At 58.8% G+C, this 17,234-nt stretch carries 15 protein-coding genes and 1 pseudogene; 2 read left to right on the plus strand and 14 right to left on the minus strand.

Annotated features, from left to right (window positions below; translation table 11 throughout):
• Positions 1-214: 214 nt before the first annotated feature.
• From HY308_08720 to HY308_08780, 13 genes and pseudogenes are all read right to left on the minus strand, one after another.
• Complete coding sequence (locus HY308_08720; protein MBI3898366.1) at positions 215-532, minus strand: hypothetical protein; 318 nt, start codon at positions 530-532, stop codon at positions 215-217.
• Positions 533-721: 189 nt separating this feature from the next.
• Complete coding sequence (locus tag HY308_08725) at positions 722-2,110, minus strand: MBL fold metallo-hydrolase (GenBank protein ID MBI3898367.1); 1,389 nt, start codon at positions 2,108-2,110, stop codon at positions 722-724.
• A 116-nt stretch (positions 2,111-2,226) separates the two neighbouring features.
• Positions 2,227-2,445 (minus strand): hypothetical protein, encoded by a 219-nt coding sequence (locus HY308_08730; GenBank protein ID MBI3898368.1) that lies wholly within the window; start codon positions 2,443-2,445, stop codon positions 2,227-2,229.
• A 37-nt stretch (positions 2,446-2,482) separates the two neighbouring features.
• Complete coding sequence (locus HY308_08735) at positions 2,483-2,761, minus strand: hypothetical protein (GenBank protein MBI3898369.1); 279 nt, start codon at positions 2,759-2,761, stop codon at positions 2,483-2,485.
• Between the two features lie 22 nt (positions 2,762-2,783).
• Positions 2,784-3,440 carry an isoprenylcysteine carboxylmethyltransferase family protein gene (locus tag HY308_08740; GenBank protein MBI3898370.1) on the minus strand — a complete coding sequence of 219 codons (657 nt, stop codon included), beginning with the start codon at positions 3,438-3,440 and terminating at the stop codon, positions 2,784-2,786.
• On the minus strand, positions 3,437-3,655 hold the full coding sequence (locus HY308_08745; GenBank protein MBI3898371.1) for a DUF2933 domain-containing protein: 219 nt from the start codon (positions 3,653-3,655) through the stop codon (positions 3,437-3,439). Before HY308_08745 ends, HY308_08740 begins: the two co-directional genes overlap by 4 nt.
• Positions 3,656-3,786: 131 nt before the next feature.
• Positions 3,787-4,029, minus strand: a pseudogene (locus HY308_08750) (oleate hydratase).
• Positions 4,030-4,318: 289 nt separating this feature from the next.
• Positions 4,319-5,509 (minus strand): hypothetical protein, encoded by a 1,191-nt coding sequence (locus HY308_08755; GenBank protein ID MBI3898372.1) that lies wholly within the window; start codon positions 5,507-5,509, stop codon positions 4,319-4,321.
• On the minus strand, positions 5,506-8,892 hold the full coding sequence (locus HY308_08760) for an ATP-dependent exonuclease SbcCD, C subunit-like protein (protein MBI3898373.1): 3,387 nt from the start codon (positions 8,890-8,892) through the stop codon (positions 5,506-5,508). The genes HY308_08755 and HY308_08760 overlap by 4 nt, the downstream gene beginning before the upstream one ends.
• On the minus strand, positions 8,892-9,488 hold the full coding sequence (locus HY308_08765; protein ID MBI3898374.1) for a DUF4194 domain-containing protein: 597 nt from the start codon (positions 9,486-9,488) through the stop codon (positions 8,892-8,894). Before HY308_08765 ends, HY308_08760 begins: the two co-directional genes overlap by 1 nt.
• A 79-nt stretch (positions 9,489-9,567) precedes the next feature.
• Positions 9,568-11,004, minus strand: coding sequence for a DUF3375 domain-containing protein (locus HY308_08770; GenBank protein MBI3898375.1), 1,437 nt, complete (start codon positions 11,002-11,004; stop codon positions 9,568-9,570).
• 117 nt (positions 11,005-11,121) lie between these two features.
• Entirely contained in the window at positions 11,122-12,762 is a 1,641-nt protein-coding gene (locus HY308_08775) for an AAA family ATPase (protein MBI3898376.1), read from the minus strand.
• A gap of 72 nt (positions 12,763-12,834) precedes the next feature.
• Positions 12,835-14,082 carry a J domain-containing protein gene (locus tag HY308_08780; protein MBI3898377.1) on the minus strand — a complete coding sequence of 416 codons (1,248 nt, stop codon included), beginning with the start codon at positions 14,080-14,082 and terminating at the stop codon, positions 12,835-12,837.
• 280 nt (positions 14,083-14,362) lie between these two features.
• Between HY308_08780 and HY308_08785 the strand changes: the two genes are divergently transcribed.
• Positions 14,363-15,415 carry an IS66 family transposase gene (locus HY308_08785; protein ID MBI3898378.1) on the plus strand — a complete coding sequence of 351 codons (1,053 nt, stop codon included), beginning with the start codon at positions 14,363-14,365 and terminating at the stop codon, positions 15,413-15,415.
• A gap of 17 nt (positions 15,416-15,432) precedes the next feature.
• Here the strand turns inward: HY308_08785 and HY308_08790 are convergent, their stop codons facing one another.
• Positions 15,433-15,660 (minus strand): hypothetical protein, encoded by a 228-nt coding sequence (locus HY308_08790; protein MBI3898379.1) that lies wholly within the window; start codon positions 15,658-15,660, stop codon positions 15,433-15,435.
• Positions 15,661-16,040: 380 nt separating this feature from the next.
• Here HY308_08790 and HY308_08795 point away from each other — a divergent pair, with 380 nt between their 5' ends.
• On the plus strand, positions 16,041-17,171 hold the full coding sequence (locus HY308_08795) for an IS4 family transposase (GenBank protein MBI3898380.1): 1,131 nt from the start codon (positions 16,041-16,043) through the stop codon (positions 17,169-17,171).
• Positions 17,172-17,234: the final 63 nt, after the last annotated feature.

A 17,234-nucleotide genomic window follows, 5' to 3' on the forward strand; every position in this document is an offset into this window, starting at 1 on the left:
CGCTGTTAAGCCGCAGAGCGTGGCGATCGCTTCCGGTGCGCCCTTGGCGGCAACGACGTAGTGATCGTGATCGGCCGATTGCCAAACGTGCGTGAGCGCTGGAAATTCGGACGCGAACGGATACTTGTGTACCAGCTGCCAGCCTTGATGCGGTTGCTCGGTGAAAATATCGCGCCCCAGCGTGAAGAACGCCTTTTCCATGGTATCGAATGGTTCAATTTCGCTCGCGAGCGATGCCGAACTCCACAACATCATGAAAGCGCTCGGGCAGTGGCGTGACGTTCGTCGTGTCTATGTCGATGGTTTCGTTTTCGATCCATAGCCCACGCACCGTCATGCGGTTTTCAGTCAGCGTGCCGGTTTTATCCACGCACAGGACGGTTGCCGCACCGAGCGTCTCAATCGCCAGGGCGCGTCGCGTTAACACATCCTGTCGCGAGATGCGCCAGGCACCGAGCGCCAAAAATACGGTCAACACCAACGGAAATTCTTCCGGTAGATTGGCCATCGCGAGCGTGATGCGGGCGAGCACGCCGTTCAGCCCACCGCGCGTCAGTCCGTACGCGCACCCATCGCGCGGCTGCTTCGTGGGTCGATAGCGCTTGGTCCCATCCGTGCCGCGGTTTCATCGCATTGCGGTCCTCGATGAATCGTCGTTACGGGAAAGTTTGATCGTGACCCGGTTCATGTCGTCAAGCTCTGTCGTGTCTCCGTTACGACTTCATGACATCGATATTTTCTCGACAAGCTCCGCGGTGAGCATCACTTGTTCCTGATCGTTTGGCACCCGCACATTCCACTTGAACCGTTCTTCGATGTGCTTGCATAGCGCATCGGCCGCCGCCGGCTCGCCGTGGGTGATAAATGTCTGGCGTGGCGCTGACCCGAAATTTCCGAGCCAATCGAGAATCTCGACGTAATCGGCGTGCGCCGAGAGGTTGGAGATGTTCGCCACTTCAGCGCGCACCGGCACCAGTTCGCCGTGTATCTTCACCGCCTCAACACCGTTCAGCATCGCCGCGCCGCGCGTGCCGCCGGCCTGAAAACCGGCGAACAGAATCGTGTTACGCGCGTCGGGCGCGAATGTCTTCAGGTGATGCAACACGCGACCGCCCGTGGCCATGCCGCTGGCCGAGACGATGATCATCGGCCCTTTGCGTGCGTTGAGTGCCTTCGATTCGTCGACGCTGTTGACGTACGTCGCCACGGCGCACATGGCGTCGCATTGCTCGGGCGTCAAGCGATGTTCGCCGCGATGTTGGTGAAAGATTTGCGTTACATTCACCGCCATTGGGCTATTCAAAAACACCGGTACGTCCGGGATCGCCTTGGCCGACTTTAGGAGATGAACGTAGTACAGGAGCGTTTGCGCACGACCGACCGCGAACGCCGGCACGATGACCGCACCGCCACGTTCGAACGTGCGATTCAGAATCTCGGCCAGCCGTTCGCGCGGATCGCGTGCATCGTGTCGGCGACTACCGTACGTGGACTCGACCACGACATAGTCCGCGCGCGGTACGGGCGTGGGCGGCAGCATTAAAAGATCGTTGGCGCGCCCGAGATCGCCGGTAAACAGGATCGAGGTTCCGGCGTGATGCAGCTTCACCATCGCCGCGCCGAGAATATGTCCCGCGGGCAGGAAGCTGAAATTCACGCCCGCGCCGAGATCCACATCGCGCTCGAAGGCGATCGGTTTCAGCCGCAGCAATGCGCGCCTGGCGTCGTCTTCGGTATACAGCGGCAATGCCGGTTGATGTTTCGAGAAACCGCCGCGGTTTGCATACGCCGCGTCTTCTTCCTGCAAATGACCGCTGTCCGGCAGCAGGAGCGCGCACAACTCACTCGTTGCTTGCGTGCAATAGACCGGCCCGGTGAAACCGTTCTTCACCAGCAGCGGAAGGTAACCGGTGTGATCAAGATGTGCGTGCGTGAGTATCACGGCGTCGAGCGCACGCGCATCGAACGGTAGCGCCGCCCAGTTACGCAGCCGCAGTTGCTTGAAGCCCTGGAACAGTCCACAGTCCACCAGGATCTGTTTGCCGCCAACCGTCATCAAGTACTTCGAACCGGTTACGGTACCCGTTGCGCCGAGAAACGCGAGTTGCATTAATCCACCTTATTTATGATTGAGTCACACGACTAGTCTCTGCCAGCGGTAATCCAGAAGCACCGTCTGTCGAGATCATGCGGGTGCATGCTCGAATTGCGTCGTCGCGTGTTCCATCATCGGCCTTCCAGCCGTGTGCGTTTGCCGGCGACGTAGTTCACTTCGGCATGGTGCACACCGGGCAGGCGTGCGATTTGAGCCAACATGTCATGCATCACGCCCGACATATGTGCCGACCCCGGTCCAGCGGCTGTTGCCGCATACGCCGAACCACCGGACATCAACGCCGCCATACATAGCGCGGCCAGGTATCCACGCCTCACTGTGTTTTGCATAACAATCTCCTTGGGTGATGAAATAAATTGCCTTGGACTAACGACGACCGACACGCTCGTAGATCCATCCGAAGAGCGCGCCAAAAATAAAGCTCACGACCACCACGGATATAAAACCGCCAACCGCTTCACCGACGCCGATCGGCTTCGTCGGCGGGCGCTTGATGAGCGAGAGATCGAGCCCGTGGAACCAGCTATTGAAAAATCCCAGGGTGCCGTCGGGGAAAAGCAGTACCGCCATCAAACATACCAACGACAGCGCGCCGAAGGTCACGGCGGATGCCACGCCTACTGTTACTGCCTTGCTGGTTGCCATAAGTCACCTCGTCATAAACCGATCAATGCTGAGCTTGCGGATCGGCGCGACCGCCGAGCCGTGGAATAAACGCCGGGGTATGGGCGGCATAACGGCGATAGGCATCGCCGAATTCGGCGACGCCGTCGCGCTCCTCGCGCCGTGCCAAACGAACATACATGTAGACCAGCGCCGGAAACATCACGAGCGTTAAGAGCGTCGGCCACTGCAATAAAAAGCCGAACATGATGAGGACGAAGGCAACATATTGAGGATGACGAATACGCGCGTACGGGCCGGTGATCGCCAATGTGTGATGTTTCTGCGCTGCGTGCAGCACGCGCCATGCATTCGAGAGCATGATGAAACCGCCGCCGATGAAGACGAAGCTCAATAGATGAAACGGCCCAAAGTGAGGGTTTCCTTTCCAACCGAAGAGCATTTCAGGCAGGTGGCCCGAATCGTGCGCGAACCAATCCACGCCGGGATAGCGGCTCTGTAGCCAGCCGGAGAAAAAATAGATCGTGAGCGGAAAGCCATACATCTCAGTGAACAGCGCCACGATGAAGCCCGAAAATGCGCCGAACGAGCGCCAGTCGCGTTTGCTCTGCGGCTTGGCGAAGCTGAAGGCGAAAAAAATAAATACCGCCGAGTTGATGATGGCCAGCGACCATAAGCCATAGGCAGGAGCGTCGCTCATTGTTTGGCTCCCTTGTCGCCATGATCGTGGCCGCCGTGGCCGAATAAATGCATCAGCGGACATAGCGCGAGCAGTATGAATGGCAGCCAGCCGAATAGATGGGCACGATGTTCGGTGGCCAGAAAAAATCCCGCGATGGCGATGAAGCCCATGAGTACCAGGCCAGTACGCGAACGCCAGAACGATGGTGGTTTATCGATATGATCGTGTTTCATGCGGCCCTCGTAGTTCCGGTGTAATTAATCTTTCCGGCGTTATCGGAAGTGGTCCTTGTGCTAGTGCTGTTACTCAGTGCCCATCATCAACCGAATGTCACTTAAACTCCTTGATCCACATCAACCCAATATCATGCGAACGCCTTGATCAGCGCCTCAAACTGCGCTCGAAGCGACTTGTCGTGTGGCGTTATGGGCGGAATCTTGCGCTCGATACCAAACAACTCATAAACAGCCATCTGCGCCGCGCGCACTGAATACTCCACCGTGAAGACGACGTCATCCGCAATCTCGACGAACTGGCTGATGAAGGCGAGGTTCTTCGAGCCGCGCGGCAGCGGTCGATCGCTACGCAAGCGAGGCATGAACATGCTGATGTTCCTTTCCATAGGATTGCAACGCGCCTCGACGCGCGGCGCGTGCCGAAAAAACCGCTCTATTCGCGGACAGGTTCCGAGCGTCAAAGGTACTGCGACTGACATTTTCAGTCTGTGCGGTGTCATACACAGCGCCCAGGGGATTGAGCGCGTTCTCTGCGTGAATACCTTTGTGGCGGTAATTGTCGCGTGCGCCTCCGCTCGCGTTGTTACTGGGCATTACGCCATTCGGTGGTTTCGCATAGAAGCAAATGGGCGCACGGCCCGATAAGACATTTGTTCGAGACTAGCTTTCGCTCAGCGTTTTTAGAAACTGTTCGAGGTAGGTGAACGGCAGGCGCTCTTGCTCCAAACGCAGCCGCTCTTTCCAGGTGTTATCCGTGAGTTTCTTATACACCGCCTGCTCATCTGCTGTGAGATAAGCAAGGTTGGCAACATCGGGCTTTGGCTCGCTGCCCCAAAATGTACGACAACCCAGCACTGTGGTTTCATCCATCAACATCGAGCGTACGCTCGGAAAACGCGCGCGCAAGCGGCTCAACATGGCAAAACCGTGCGTATCGACGTCACCCCAATAGTAAAGTTCGCATCGTTCGAGCCACGCGGTATTGAACAACATCGACACACCATAACCCAATCCGAACACAACGATCGCGTCGGGATGCTCGGGAAATGCGAGGCCATTGATCTTGTTTTCAGTAATGAAAACACGCCTGAGCGGCAGCGTCAGGCGCATGAATTGTTCTAACGGTACCGACAGATCCGACAGCCCTTGTGGACACAGCACCGGATCGAGAATTCGGAAACGGATTGAAAGCGGCTCCTCCATGAGCCCGTAACGCACCTCGAATCCTTTTACGCCGGTGACGTGCGCGTTAATGGCGGTGGCGGGCAGCACCGCATCGAGGAGATCGATGAGCAACGACTTACGGGTCTCGATAAACTTGGTATCTACCTCCGCAATACTAAGCTGACGGAGGTAACGCCCAGGGCACGGATGGGCGCAAAAATAATCGAGCACCGCAAGGATCTGGTTCCAATCGTGAGCGTGCGCGAGCAAGGTCAGCGGCCAGCGTGATAACCACTCGCGTAGCTCAGGGTATCGCGCCAAGGTTAATTCGACGAGCCGCGTAAAACGTTCGGCATCACCGAGCTTACCGATCAAGCACAGCGCATCGGTTTCGGTAGCGACCGCGACGGCGTCAGGCACACGATTGCATCCATGGACCCGATGGCGCACTTCGCGCCAGTTGATGACATAGCCGCCCTCTCGATCGCTGCGACTTTCGTCGATCAGCGTCTGGGTCCATCGGCGCACCTCGTCGAAGCGCTCGGTGATGTCGGTGGAAGTCGGCTTAGCGAGCTTCAGTCGCAGCGGAAAAAGCGCGGCGCCGGTTACGCGCGCCGAAAGAATTTCGCCGCGTTCCCAGCGTCGCCGCACTTGCTCCTTGAGTTGCGCCGGTGTCGTCCAACTCATCGAACGGCGACCGTCCGCGCCGCCTTCTCCGCTCGATACTCTTCGATGGTCAAGTGGCGCAACAACGACTGGCGGCCATCGGCGTTGTGCACGAAACCGACGCTCGCTACGAACGGTTCGATAATATGAATCTTCTGCAACGGCGTGACGATCAACAATTGCAAATTAAGCCGCTTGAAAAGTTCGAGTCCGTAACGCGCCGATTCATCCGAGCCGCGCCCGAACGCCTCGTCGATGACCACGAAGCGGAACGAGCGCGAGCGCTGCTCGCCCCACTCGAGCCCAAACTGATAAGCGAGACTCGCCGCCAGCACCGTGTAGGCCAACTTCTCTTTTTGACCGCCGGACTTGCCGCCGGCATCGGAGTAATGCTCATGCTCGGCATCGTCGTCGCGCCAGCGTTCGGACGCCGAGAACACGAAGCCGTTGCGGACGTCGGTTACCTTGCGCGTCCAGCGCCGATCAAGCTCGGCGGTGCCGTCGCGGCCGCGGAAGCGTTCGACGATGGCTTTGACTTCCAGAAACTTCGCCTCGGTGTATTGCTCGTCGTCGGAACCCGTAAGTGCACCTTCGGTGCAAGCGCGCAGCTGCTGTTGAAAGTCGCGCACGTCAGCGTCCGGCGATGGTTCGGCCAACAACACAATATAGCGGCCGGGGTTGTAATCGATGGCGCGCAGCGAGTTGTTGATCGTCTCGATGCGTTCGCGAATTTCTTGGCGCTCACGATTGAGTTGCGCTTGAAAATTGGCAACCTCGCGGATGGTGTTCTCGTTGAGCAGCTGCTTGAAACGCACCTCGAACCGCGGCAGATCATCGGTATTGAGCTGTAGCAACATTTGCCGATAGGTACCCATCGCGTCGACGCTCACGTCCACTTCTTGAGTTTCGATCTGATGGGAATTTTTATAGGAACGCATCGCGTCGATAATCTTGTCGCGCAAGCGATCGATTTTCTTTTGCTCGGCATCGAGCTTGGCTTGCAGCCATTCGCGCATGTCGGTCTGGCGGTTGTCGCAGGACTCGACCGTCAGCCGCTGGTCGCCGATCGCCTCAAGGCGCATTGCGTCGAGTAGCGGGAAATGGCGTGCAGCGACCTCGGCTGGCAACACCTGCCAGATTGCGCACGCTTCATCGAATAGCCGTATCGCCTCTTGCCGCTTGCTCTGGGCAACGGCTTGCTCGCGTTCCGCTTCCTTGAGCTCAGAATCGACGTCGGCACATACCTTATCCAGCGCATCGAGTTGCTGCTGCAGCGTGCGCAATACATCGGACGCTCGTTCGAGTTGCTGTTTCTCGCGTTCCAGCTGCTCGATATCGAGCGTGGGCAGACGCCAGTCGAGCTCGCGAAAATCGGTGTATACCTCCATCTGACTCGCCTGACGCAGGCGTTTCTCGCATTCGCTGCGGGTCTTTTGCAACGCGCCGATGCGATCGGCAATCGTCTGCACGCGAACCGCGAAGCCCGCGGCTTTCTTCTCGAGCGCCGCGATCTTGGCGGCGTTACTCCAGCCAAGAATATAACGCGTGCGGTCATCGAGCCGGTGACGATCGTCTTTCTCGTGGCGCTCGGCCCGGCCCTTGATCTGACCAGCGCGCGTAATCGCTTGTGTCTCGCGCCGAAACTGCTCGAGATTGTCGCAACAAGCGTAGTCGAAACGCCGCGCAACCTCGGCGTCGAGCCACCGATAAAACGGCGAGTCGGGCTTCACCGCGAGCTTGCGCACGAGCGATTGCGGAGGCAACGCCGGAAGACTCACACCGTCGCGGTCGCGCACGCGAAAATACACGAGCCGGCCGCGCAGATGCGTGCGATCCACCCAGGCGGCGACATCGGCATAATGCTGATCGGGCACCAGTAGAGAAAGGCCGAAGCCACGCAACAACCGTTCGGCGGCACCTTCCCAATCTTTCTCTTCCGACCTGACCTGCAGCAATTCACCGGCGAACGGCAGATCGTCGGCGGCGACGGACAATGCGTCGCAAAGACTCTGGCGAATGGCGATCGCGTCCGACGGAAGATTGGAACGGCGTTCGCGTAACGAGGCGATTTCTTGCGCGATATCGTCATGCTCGCGCCGCCACTGACGGAACTCGACCTCGGCCTCGGTGTGCGCGTTTTGCGCTTGCAGCTGCTGATCCTGCATCGCCTCGTGCTCGAATTGCAATTGGCGCACATTAGCCATGAAGCTTTCGGCGTCCAATGCCGCCGGCAACCCCAATGCCGCCGCCAACGCATTGTATTTCTCAGCCCGCTCCAAACGTCTGACCTTCTCCTCCTGCAGACGCAGAATATCGGTCTTGATCCGCTCGATACGATCGCCGCCGTTTTCGGCCATGGCTTGTTTAACGTCATCGCGCTGTGCGTGCTGGTCACGGCGGCGTTCGCTGAGTACCGCGATACGCCCCGTGAGCCGTTCGATGTCGGCGTCCAAATTTTCCAGGCGCTTTTGTAGCAGCTCGCTCTTGAGCTTGGCGAACCACGGTTTGAGCGCGTCGCGACAGTCACGCAAGCTTTCCATCTGCGCCAATAACTCGGTGTAACGTTCGCCGTCGGCCACCAGTGGCTCGAGCGCGGCGACTTGGCGCTTGGCCTTGAGCACCGATTCGTGCGCACGGTTGAGATCGTTGAAGTGACTGACCAACGCCTCGATGCGCCCCTCCACCGGAAACGGTTCGAGCATGTGGTTGCGCACGAACTCGGTCAGATTGCCGATCGATTTCATCGACACGGTTTGATTGAACAGATCCAACGCCTGCTCGTTGCCGATGCCGAAGCGCCGGCGGAACGCCGCGCCGTAGGCGGCGAAGCTGTCGTGAATCTCGACGCACGCCGTCCGCCGCAGCCGCTTCTTCAAGTCGCCGATATCGGTGCCGAAGCCGGCGAAATGCTCGGCGATCGTAAGCCAGACATCGGCCGTCACGTAGAACCGCTCTGGCTGACCTTCACCGTCGCGAATCCAGAACACCTGCGCCAAAGTGACGTGCTGCTCGAAACCTTCGTTGCGGAAGTGGCCCAAGATAACCGAGTAGCTATTTTGATCGCGCAATGCCACGGGGCGGGCCGCCAGACTGTTGTCGGCACGCTCCGACTTGTAGTAGCCGAGCACGTAGGATTTGAGCGTGCGCTCTTTGCTGTCAGCGCCAGCGGCCTTGTTGTAGATGATCTTGTTCGCCGGCACCAGCAGCGACGTGATGGCGTCAACCAGCGTCGACTTGCCCGAGCCGATGTCGCCGGTGAGTAGCGCGTTATCGCCCTGCGGTGACAGGCTCCAAACCTTGCCGTGAAACGTCCCCCAGTTGTAGACCTCGACACGATGCAGCCGGAAGCCGGCACGTTCATGAGCGACAGCAACGTTGTGCGCCTCGGGTGATATCACTTCCATTATTTTTCGTTCGCCTCCGCAGCATGACGGCGGTAGCCGGCAAGCCGCTCGTTGTACTCGGTGAGCCACTGGGCATCGACAAATGTTTTGAGAATGCGCATCACCTCGAACTGATTTTCCTGGCCGCGCAACCGGCGTAGAAAACCAAGTTCGATCAGCTTATTGATGTGGCTGTCGATGCGATCGAGCAACCTTGCTTCGTTGGATGTATCGGGCAGGAACACCCGCACGATATCGACGATCTGGCCACGTTCGAGAATAAGGCGTGTATCGCCGGCGACGGCGTCGAACTCAACGAGCTTCTTGCGCAACAGCGCCAGCAACAAACTCACCGGATAGCTCAAGGGTCGGCGCTGCACAAGACGCGGCAACGTCTCCTCTTCTTCCGTCTGTGGTCGCTGGCGCAAATAGGCGTAGCCCTCGGCTTCATCGAGCACGAGCTCGAGCCCCAGCACGGCAACGTAGTCGCGCACCCGCGCTTGCAACGCCATCAGGCCTTGCCACAACGTGGCGCTCGCGTCCTGGTAGAGCACGCCTTTGAACAGCATGATGAGTACTGGCGAAAGATTTTGTGTAATGGAATCGGTGTCGGTCATGTGCTGCCTTCGTTTATGCCCCTCCCTTTGCCCTCTCCTCCTTTCGGGGGAGAGGGGAAGGTGGTGAGAATCTTCATTTTTACCGACTAAAAATTACCGTCGGCATGTGTGCCTCAAGCGTGCGCCCGCGATCGTCGGTCCACGTCACTGTCTGCATCCGTGTGTCGTCGATCATCGCCTTGCTGTCGTCCGCCGCAAGCGCTAAATAGCAAACGAGCTCCGCAAGTCCGCGCTCCAACGGAAACTCGTCGAGCAAATGCGCGAGCGCCACCTGCTGGCGGGTCTGCAACATCCGGTGAATACGGCGGCTAAGTTCGGCCTTGTCGACATAGATCTGATCAAAGAGCGCATCAGCCTTGACCGGGTCACGGCCCTCCTCGACCACCTGCTGGAGAATGCAAGGTTTTCGCGGCGGCGCGAACAGCGGGCGATCCATGACCAACGTGACCACCGGCTGCGTATCGGCAAGCTCGGTGAAGTCGCCCTCCGGCATCGCCGCTTTCAGAGCCAATGCGTGATGCTCGATGTCGCGCAGGATCGTCATGATGCGCCGGTTTTCCAACCATGCTTGATCGTCGAGGTATTTGCGCAACTGCTCCGACAAGCGCGCGACCGTACGCTGTGCGGCGTCGCCCGCCTCCATCCAGTCATAATGGATACGCCGCAGGCGTTGATCAGGCGACAACTCCGCGACCGGCGCGAGCGACAAGATGCGCGCAAACAAATGGGACAGCTCTTCTTGCCGCACCGGCGACATCAGAAAATCCCAGAACGCGCGGAAGCTTCGGCCCTGGTCGGAATCGGCGATCACATCGTGGCTACCGAAAATGCTTTCGAGCAGTTCACCTTTACTGCCGTCCCACAAGGCGATGCGCTCACGGACAACGCGATCGAGATCGCGGAAGTTCTGCTCCACCTGGCGAAAATCCACCAACAGTGCTCGCGCCGTTTGCTCTACTTGATAGAAACGTTCTTTGATTTGGGTGGTATCCATCAAGTCGATCTGGCCGGCATGTAAGCGGGCAATTTCGGCGTCGATCTCAGCCTTGCGCTGTATCAACTCACTGATCCGGACCGCCGGATCGGTTTCGATTCCACGCGCCATCTGCTGCAACAAATCAAAGACCGTCTTGAGGCGTGATTCGGTACCGATAAAGCGCTTGCGTTCCAGCCCTTGCAACCAGTCGATCGCCTTCTCCGCGGCGGGCGTAAGATCGAAGTGCGGCTCGTCGCCGTCCGCCGGATAAAACTTGCGCAACCAGCCTTGGCCATCGTTGGACCAATCACTCAGGTAGGCACTTGCCTGCTTCGGAAACGACCCCTCCTCAAGTCCGGACCGGATACTATATATATGATCATCAAGCCGCCGGCGAAGCTCCGACTCCGCCAACGTTCGCCGGTTGGGTTTGGTAAACGCGTCGTACAGGAAAGCGATAATAAAGGGCGCGTGATCCGCGGCCAACAAGCGCCAGGCGGGATGATGTTGTCGAAGGGCGCGAAATTCGGAGTAATCCATGATTCATCGCTTAAGACGCAACAGCGTCGGGTAAAAACAAAAGTCCGTTGTATCGGGGAACCTTGAGCCTCTAATCCGGCGTGCCACCTTATCTTGGGATGCAGACACCCGGCAACGCTACTCCAGCAAGCCCAGCTTCACCAGCCGAGAGCGAATTGAGCCTGGCTGGCGTCCGAGGGCATGGGCAGTCGCTTCCGTTTTTTCGCCGGCCTTGAAGCGGCGCGTTACGGCGACGTCGTCGTCTTCGCTCCAAGGGCGGTACGCGTTTGGATACTGTTGGCGGATGGCATCAACAGAATAGACTTTTATAGAAGAATCGACTGGCGCCCCGGCATCGCCGATAACCTTCGCTTTCGCCACGCCGTTTTCTTGCGGCTCCTTGCCGCCGCACGCGATGATAAATTTTGCCTGCATCTTCTCAAACAACGCACGATCGCTGAGCGAAGCGCGCGCCACATCGGACTGGCGACGAAATTTCGCATCGCACTCGGCCATGTCGGGATGAACAGCAAGCGCTCGCTCATTAAGGCCGGCAAGCGTGAGACCACTCAAGGTGCGCACCCGCGACAACGCTACATATCCCTGGCCGTACTCGAACGCGCCGGCGAGGTCGATGTGCGCCGCATCGAGCGACATGCCCTGGCTCTTATGGACGGTTATCGCCCACGCCAATCGCAGCGGAATCTGCACGAGACGCCCGAGCACGGCACCGTTTCCCTCGATCGCCCACTCCATCGGCTCGGCGATAATTCGGCGACCGTCGCGCACTTCCACGATCGGCCAGCGTTCGCCATCGTCGGCAAAGCCGACGACCGTACCGGTCGTGCCGTTCACGAATCCTGCCGTGAAGTTATTCTTGGTGAACATCACGCGCGCGCCTTCTTTCAACGTCAGCGTTTCCGGCGACAGGCATCCGCGAACGAGTTGTGTCGTGAGCGCGTCGGGCCCGATCCGCTGCATCACGAACTCGCGCGTTTGCCCCGGGAGTTTTTGCAACGCCACCGCGTTCACGCGATCGACGTCGATGTTGTGCGAGTAAAGTTGTGTGACGTTCTTAGCGCCGGCATTCGCTTCATCTTGCGCCGGCGCCATCGAGCAACGACGCGACCACAGCAATGCACGATGATCTGCACTCACCGACCCGCGCCGTATCGCCGAAAGAATATCCAGAAACGCCGCGTCTTCCTGCCGATGCTGTTCGCTGAGGTAGCAGACTGTCGGCTTCAGTGCATACCAAGAGGAAGAGAGATAAGCGAATCGCCCGCGCTCATCGTCTTGCGGCAGGAGCGAAAGCATTGACGTATCCGGCGCCTCCCGCCGCACGACCGGAGGCAACTGAAAGAAGTCGCCCACAAGAACCACTTGCATGCCACCGAACGGTTGTTGACGTTCGCGCAACGCCCGACAGGTCACATCCACTGCGGCCAACGTTGCCGCGGATAGCATGGAGATCTCGTCGATGATCAGAACGCGGGCGGCACGCACGCATCGCGCGGCACGCCGGTTCTGACGCAGCCGGTCAAAATCGTCTTTCGTAAGCTCGGTTTTAATGCCGATACCGCTCCACGAGTGGATCGTGTAGCCACCGATATGCGTCGCCGCGATGCCGGTCGACGCCGTGATAGCGGGATCGATGCCGCGTTCGCGGAGCCAATGGACGTAGCGGTTCACCGTATGCGTCTTACCACTTCCCGGCTCACCGGTGAGAAACACGTTGCTGCCCGTTTTCAGAATGTCGAGCGCTTCGTCCTGAGTCATCAGAATTCTCTCTCGTTATTTTGACTGAGCATCGGCGGGTGGGCACCTTGGGAGGCGCGCCGGCTCCCTCGTCTATCGACGCCGCTTCCGCTGCCGGCGGCTCATCGGTGGCGGCCATTGCATCGGCCCCTCGTCGAGCAACGCGCTCAGCGCCAACAAGTCGTCGAACCCGTTACTGTCGTCCAGATCCGGTAGCGCATCGAGCAGGGTCCGCCGCCGGCGCGGATCGTCGAGCGCCTCAAGATCGATCTCAATTTGTTGGCGCAACGCCTGCGTCTCGGCGATTCTTGCGCTCAAGGCGTCGTCCATATGGCGCGTGGTCACACCGCGCATCGGCAGATCGAGCTCGAACCGAAAGGGGGCGATACGTTCCTCTACCTGCGCTTCCAGTGTTCGCAGTTGCTGGCGCAGCACGTCGTTGTAGTGCCGCAGACGCTCTTCCGGTGCGTTCGCCAGATGGTCGGCATCGATTTGTTCGATTTCGATCTGCAAGGCGAGCAGTTCCAGCAGGTCGCTGCGTTCGTACGCCTGGTTAACGCGCTGCATCAATCGCGTCTTGCGACTACGCTCGGCGTCGTCGGTCTCGCGATCGGGATGCAGGGCGCTGGCGAGCTTGCGAAAGATTTCGCGCACCGACCGGCCTGCCTCACGCTCGGCCTGCGCCTTGCATTCGGCGGCGCGCTCCGCCTGCGTCGGGCGTCCGCGGCGCCGGGCAGCGCGTTTGGCCGCGCGCGCTTCGCGTTGGCGCGCTTGCGTCTCCGCCTGCTCGGCCAATTTCGCGTCGGCGTGCCGTAACAGCTCATCGAGATCGCGCGCCTGATGTCCTTCGACGACCTCGCCAAGCAAGCTCTCGGCCAGCTCCATCTCGTCGCGGCGCAACGCCTCGCGGGAAACCTCGCTGTACTTGTCGTGTAGCGCCTCGAGCTCGGAATCGGGACCGTCCCCCAGGAGATTATCGATGATACTCAAGACATGCGAACGTAACCGGGAGCGGTGCCGGCGGCTCAAGCGCTCGCCTTTGCTCTGCCGAGCGAGCAATGCATCCAGTCGCCGCACGAGCCGCCGTTGCGCGTCGCGCACCTCGCGCTCGGCCGGCACCAGCTCGAGCGCCACGCGCTGCTGCAACCGTACCGTGTACGCTTCCCAAACCGCGAGCGCGTCGCGTTGGCGACGGATTTTGTCGGTCAATTGATTGAAGGTTCGCTGCGCCGCGCTGTGCGGCGCCGGACCCTTCGCAACGGTCACGAGCGCGGCGCTGGTGACGGGATCCGAATCGCCGAATAATGACGCCTGGCGGGGTGGTTTCGTGCGGTTGTTCATGTCAGTGAATGATACAGGACGAGAGCAACGTGGGCGTACTCGCGCTCGATTTCCCAGCCGTTTGTACCGGTAATTACTACATTGAGCCGCTACAATAGGACAATCAGCTTGCACAATGAGTGGTAATTGAATATCGCCGGATAGTACTGGGTAAAGCGGCACAACACTATTTCCGTCGCGGCTAGCTCGGCGGCCAGCGCAAGCGACGAGCAGAAAAAATACCCTTGCAGAGGCTCGTCGTAGTCGGTCGGCGTACCGCGCAAGGCATGCCGCGTCGCGCATCGTTAGCAGCCGCGCTGACGTCAGTTTTGTGGCCGGATTGCTTGTCGACAAGTTTGCCTATCACCTGCCGCTATATCGCCAGCATCAACGCTTGACCGATAGCGGCGTCACGGTCAGTCGGCCGTGGCTGACGCAGATCGCGCAACAGGGTATCGGCTTACTGGAACCGATTTACGAGGCGCAGTTCGCCTCGATCCGCGACAGTCGCGTCAAAGCGATGGATGAGACACCGATCAAGGCCGGTCGCGTTGGCAACGGCAAGATGAAGACCGGCTATTTCTGGCCCGTGTACGGTGAGCAGGATGAAGTGTGCTTTCCTTACTTTCCCTCGCGCGCGGCACACCATGTGCGCGACGCCTTGGGCCTGACGCCCACCGAACAGGCCGTGCTGCTCACCGACGGCTATGCCGCCTACGCGAACTACGCGAAGAAAACCGGCGTGACGCACGCGCAATGTTGGGCACACACCCGGCGCGGCTTCTTTGACGCCCAAGCGGTCGATCCGGAGGGCGCCGGCGACGCACTCACGCACATTCAAGCGCTGTATGCGATCGAGGAAGAGATTCGCGAACGCAAACTCGTGAAAGAAAACAAACGATGGCATCGCCTCACGCATGCCAAACCCCGCGTCGAGCGCTTCTTCGACTGGGTGGATCGACAATTTGAGCGACAGGGGTTATTGCCGAGTAACCCCTTCGTGCAGGCGCTCGCCTATGCGCGCGAACGCCGCGCTGGGCTTGCAGTGTTCCTCACCGATCCCGACGTGCCCATCGACACCAATCACCTGGAGCGGGCGCTACGTGCTATTCCGATGGGTCGAAAAAACTGGAACTTCTGCTGGACCGAACTCGGCGCGCAGCAGGTGGGCATCGTGCAAAGTCTCATCATTACCTGCCGACTGCACCGCATCGATCCGTATACCTACTTCGTCGATGTGCTCCAACGCGTTGGCCAACATCCCGCCGCCCGTGTCGCCGAGCTCACGCCGCGCCGGTGGAAACAACACGTCGCTGCCCATCCGCTGCGCTCGGATCTGTATCGAACTTCGTAGGCAAGAACGTCGGGTAGTTACCGCTTACGGCCGGACGGCAACAACAACACGACAGGCTGACCGCCAAGACCATCGGCCTGCAACCGCGCCGCCAATGCCAGCGCGCGTTGATCGAGCTCTTTGTAGGTAAGTCGAACGGTCTCCGTTTCACCGTCGGCAAGGAATATCAATGCAGGACGTTCGGCGTGGCCGATCGTTTGAGAGCGAATAACATGCACCAGAGAACTGCACTCGCTCTTGCTCATTAGTTAGCCCGCTATCGCAAGTTTCTGAGGCGACAGATCGTCCGTGCTGTCTTACATTCCCATCCCGCGATGCATTCGCGTCGGCAACACATCATCGGCGCACACTACCAAACCGTAGTAACCGGATTTTGCCGCTACAAATTTTTTATCACTTGAAATACGACTAACCATCGACGCGAGGTCAGAGTAGCGTCCTTAGGAGAGATAAGTTCAATATAATTTTGATATGTCTCTATCTCACTGCTGTCCGGACGTTGAACGTCCCAAACACGATAATCGATTGATCTGAAATAGAGAACTCATGATTTTTCTTGGTCTCGATTTGAAACGCGTGGCATCGATTTGCGACCCTGCGAGGCATTCATTCGCCGGAGGCATCGATGAACGTAGGCAAGCTGGTATTCGCACAGGTCACGGCGCATTTGCCGCTGACCACATTCCGTCGTTGTGTGGCGCGCTATCGAGGCGAGCACAAGGTCAAAACCTTCTCTTGTCTCGAGCAATATCTCTGCATGGCGTTTGCCCAGCTGACCTATCGGGAGAGTTTGCGCGATATCGAAGCGTGTCTGCGTGCGCAAGCGAGAAAGTTGTACCACATGGGCATCAAGAGCCGCGTCTCGCGCAGCACGCTTGCCGATGCCAACGAGGCGCGCGACTGGCGCCTGTACGCGGACTTTGCGCAATCGCTGATCGGCGTCGACTTGAAAGAGACGGTCTACGCGCTCGATGCGAGCACGATCGATCTGTGCCTGTCGGTGTTTCCGTGGGCCCCGTTTCGCTCGACCAAGGCGACCATCAAACTGTATACGCTCTTGGATTTGCGGGGCAATATCCCGTCGTTTCTGCACATTTCGGATGGCAAACTGCACGACGTCAACGTCCTCGACGGGTTGCTGCCGGAGCCGGGCGCTTTCTATGTCATGGATCGCGCGTATGTCGACTTCGCGCGGCTGCACCGTCTGCACGCGGCAGGTAGCTTCTTTGTGACGCGTGCCAAATCCAATCTCAAGGCCGAGCGCCGTTATTCGCATCCGGTCGATCGAAGTACCGGATTGATCTGCGATCAGACCATCTTGCTCACGGGGTTCTATTCGCGCCAAGACTTCGACACACCGCTGCGCCGCATCAAGTTCCGGGACCCCGAGACCGGCAAGCGGCTCGTCTTTCTGACCAACCACTTCCGGCTTCCGGCAATCACCATCACCGAGCTGTACCGGTGCCGGTGGCAGGTGGAGTTGTTCTTCAAATGGATCAAGCAGCATCTTCGTATCAAGGTTTTCTTTGGTACGTCCGAGAATGCGGTCAAGACACAAATCTGGATCGCGATTTCGGTCTACGTGCTCGTTGCCATCGTCAAGAAACGGCTCAACCTTTCGGCGAGCCTGTATGAAATGCTACAGATCTTGAGCCTGACCCTGTTCGAGCGAATTCCCTTGGATCAACTACTTAACAACATTGTCACCGACGACTTTCAGGCCCTTTCAGCTAATCAGCTGAATTTGTTTGATTAACGTCCGGACGCTAGTGATAGGAAGTTTTAGATAAACTGACCTAACTTCGCTATAAACTGGTTT

This window comes from Gammaproteobacteria bacterium (assembly GCA_016199745.1).
Lineage (GTDB): Bacteria > Pseudomonadota > Gammaproteobacteria > Acidiferrobacterales > Sulfurifustaceae > JACQFZ01.

Bases quoted from the DNA above. Each gene is read 5' to 3' on its own strand.
- HY308_08725 (MBI3898367.1), bottom strand. From the start codon at position 2,110: ATGCAACTCGCGTTTCTCGGCGCAACGGGTACCGTAACCGGTTCGAAG.
- HY308_08730 (MBI3898368.1), bottom strand. From the start codon at position 2,445: ATGCAAAACACAGTGAGGCGTGGATACCTGGCCGCGCTATGTATGGCG.
- HY308_08735 (MBI3898369.1), bottom strand. From the start codon at position 2,761: ATGGCAACCAGCAAGGCAGTAACAGTAGGCGTGGCATCCGCCGTGACC.
- HY308_08740 (MBI3898370.1), bottom strand. From the start codon at position 3,440: ATGAGCGACGCTCCTGCCTATGGCTTATGGTCGCTGGCCATCATCAAC.
- HY308_08745 (MBI3898371.1), bottom strand. From the start codon at position 3,655: ATGAAACACGATCATATCGATAAACCACCATCGTTCTGGCGTTCGCGT.
- HY308_08755 (MBI3898372.1), bottom strand. From the start codon at position 5,509: ATGAGTTGGACGACACCGGCGCAACTCAAGGAGCAAGTGCGGCGACGC.
- HY308_08760 (MBI3898373.1), bottom strand. From the start codon at position 8,892: ATGGAAGTGATATCACCCGAGGCGCACAACGTTGCTGTCGCTCATGAA.
- HY308_08765 (MBI3898374.1), bottom strand. From the start codon at position 9,488: ATGACCGACACCGATTCCATTACACAAAATCTTTCGCCAGTACTCATC.
- HY308_08770 (MBI3898375.1), bottom strand. From the start codon at position 11,004: ATGGATTACTCCGAATTTCGCGCCCTTCGACAACATCATCCCGCCTGG.
- HY308_08775 (MBI3898376.1), bottom strand. From the start codon at position 12,762: ATGACTCAGGACGAAGCGCTCGACATTCTGAAAACGGGCAGCAACGTG.
- HY308_08780 (MBI3898377.1), bottom strand. From the start codon at position 14,082: ATGAACAACCGCACGAAACCACCCCGCCAGGCGTCATTATTCGGCGAT.
- HY308_08790 (MBI3898379.1), bottom strand. From the start codon at position 15,660: ATGAGCAAGAGCGAGTGCAGTTCTCTGGTGCATGTTATTCGCTCTCAA.
- HY308_08795 (MBI3898380.1), top strand. From the start codon at position 16,041: ATGAACGTAGGCAAGCTGGTATTCGCACAGGTCACGGCGCATTTGCCG.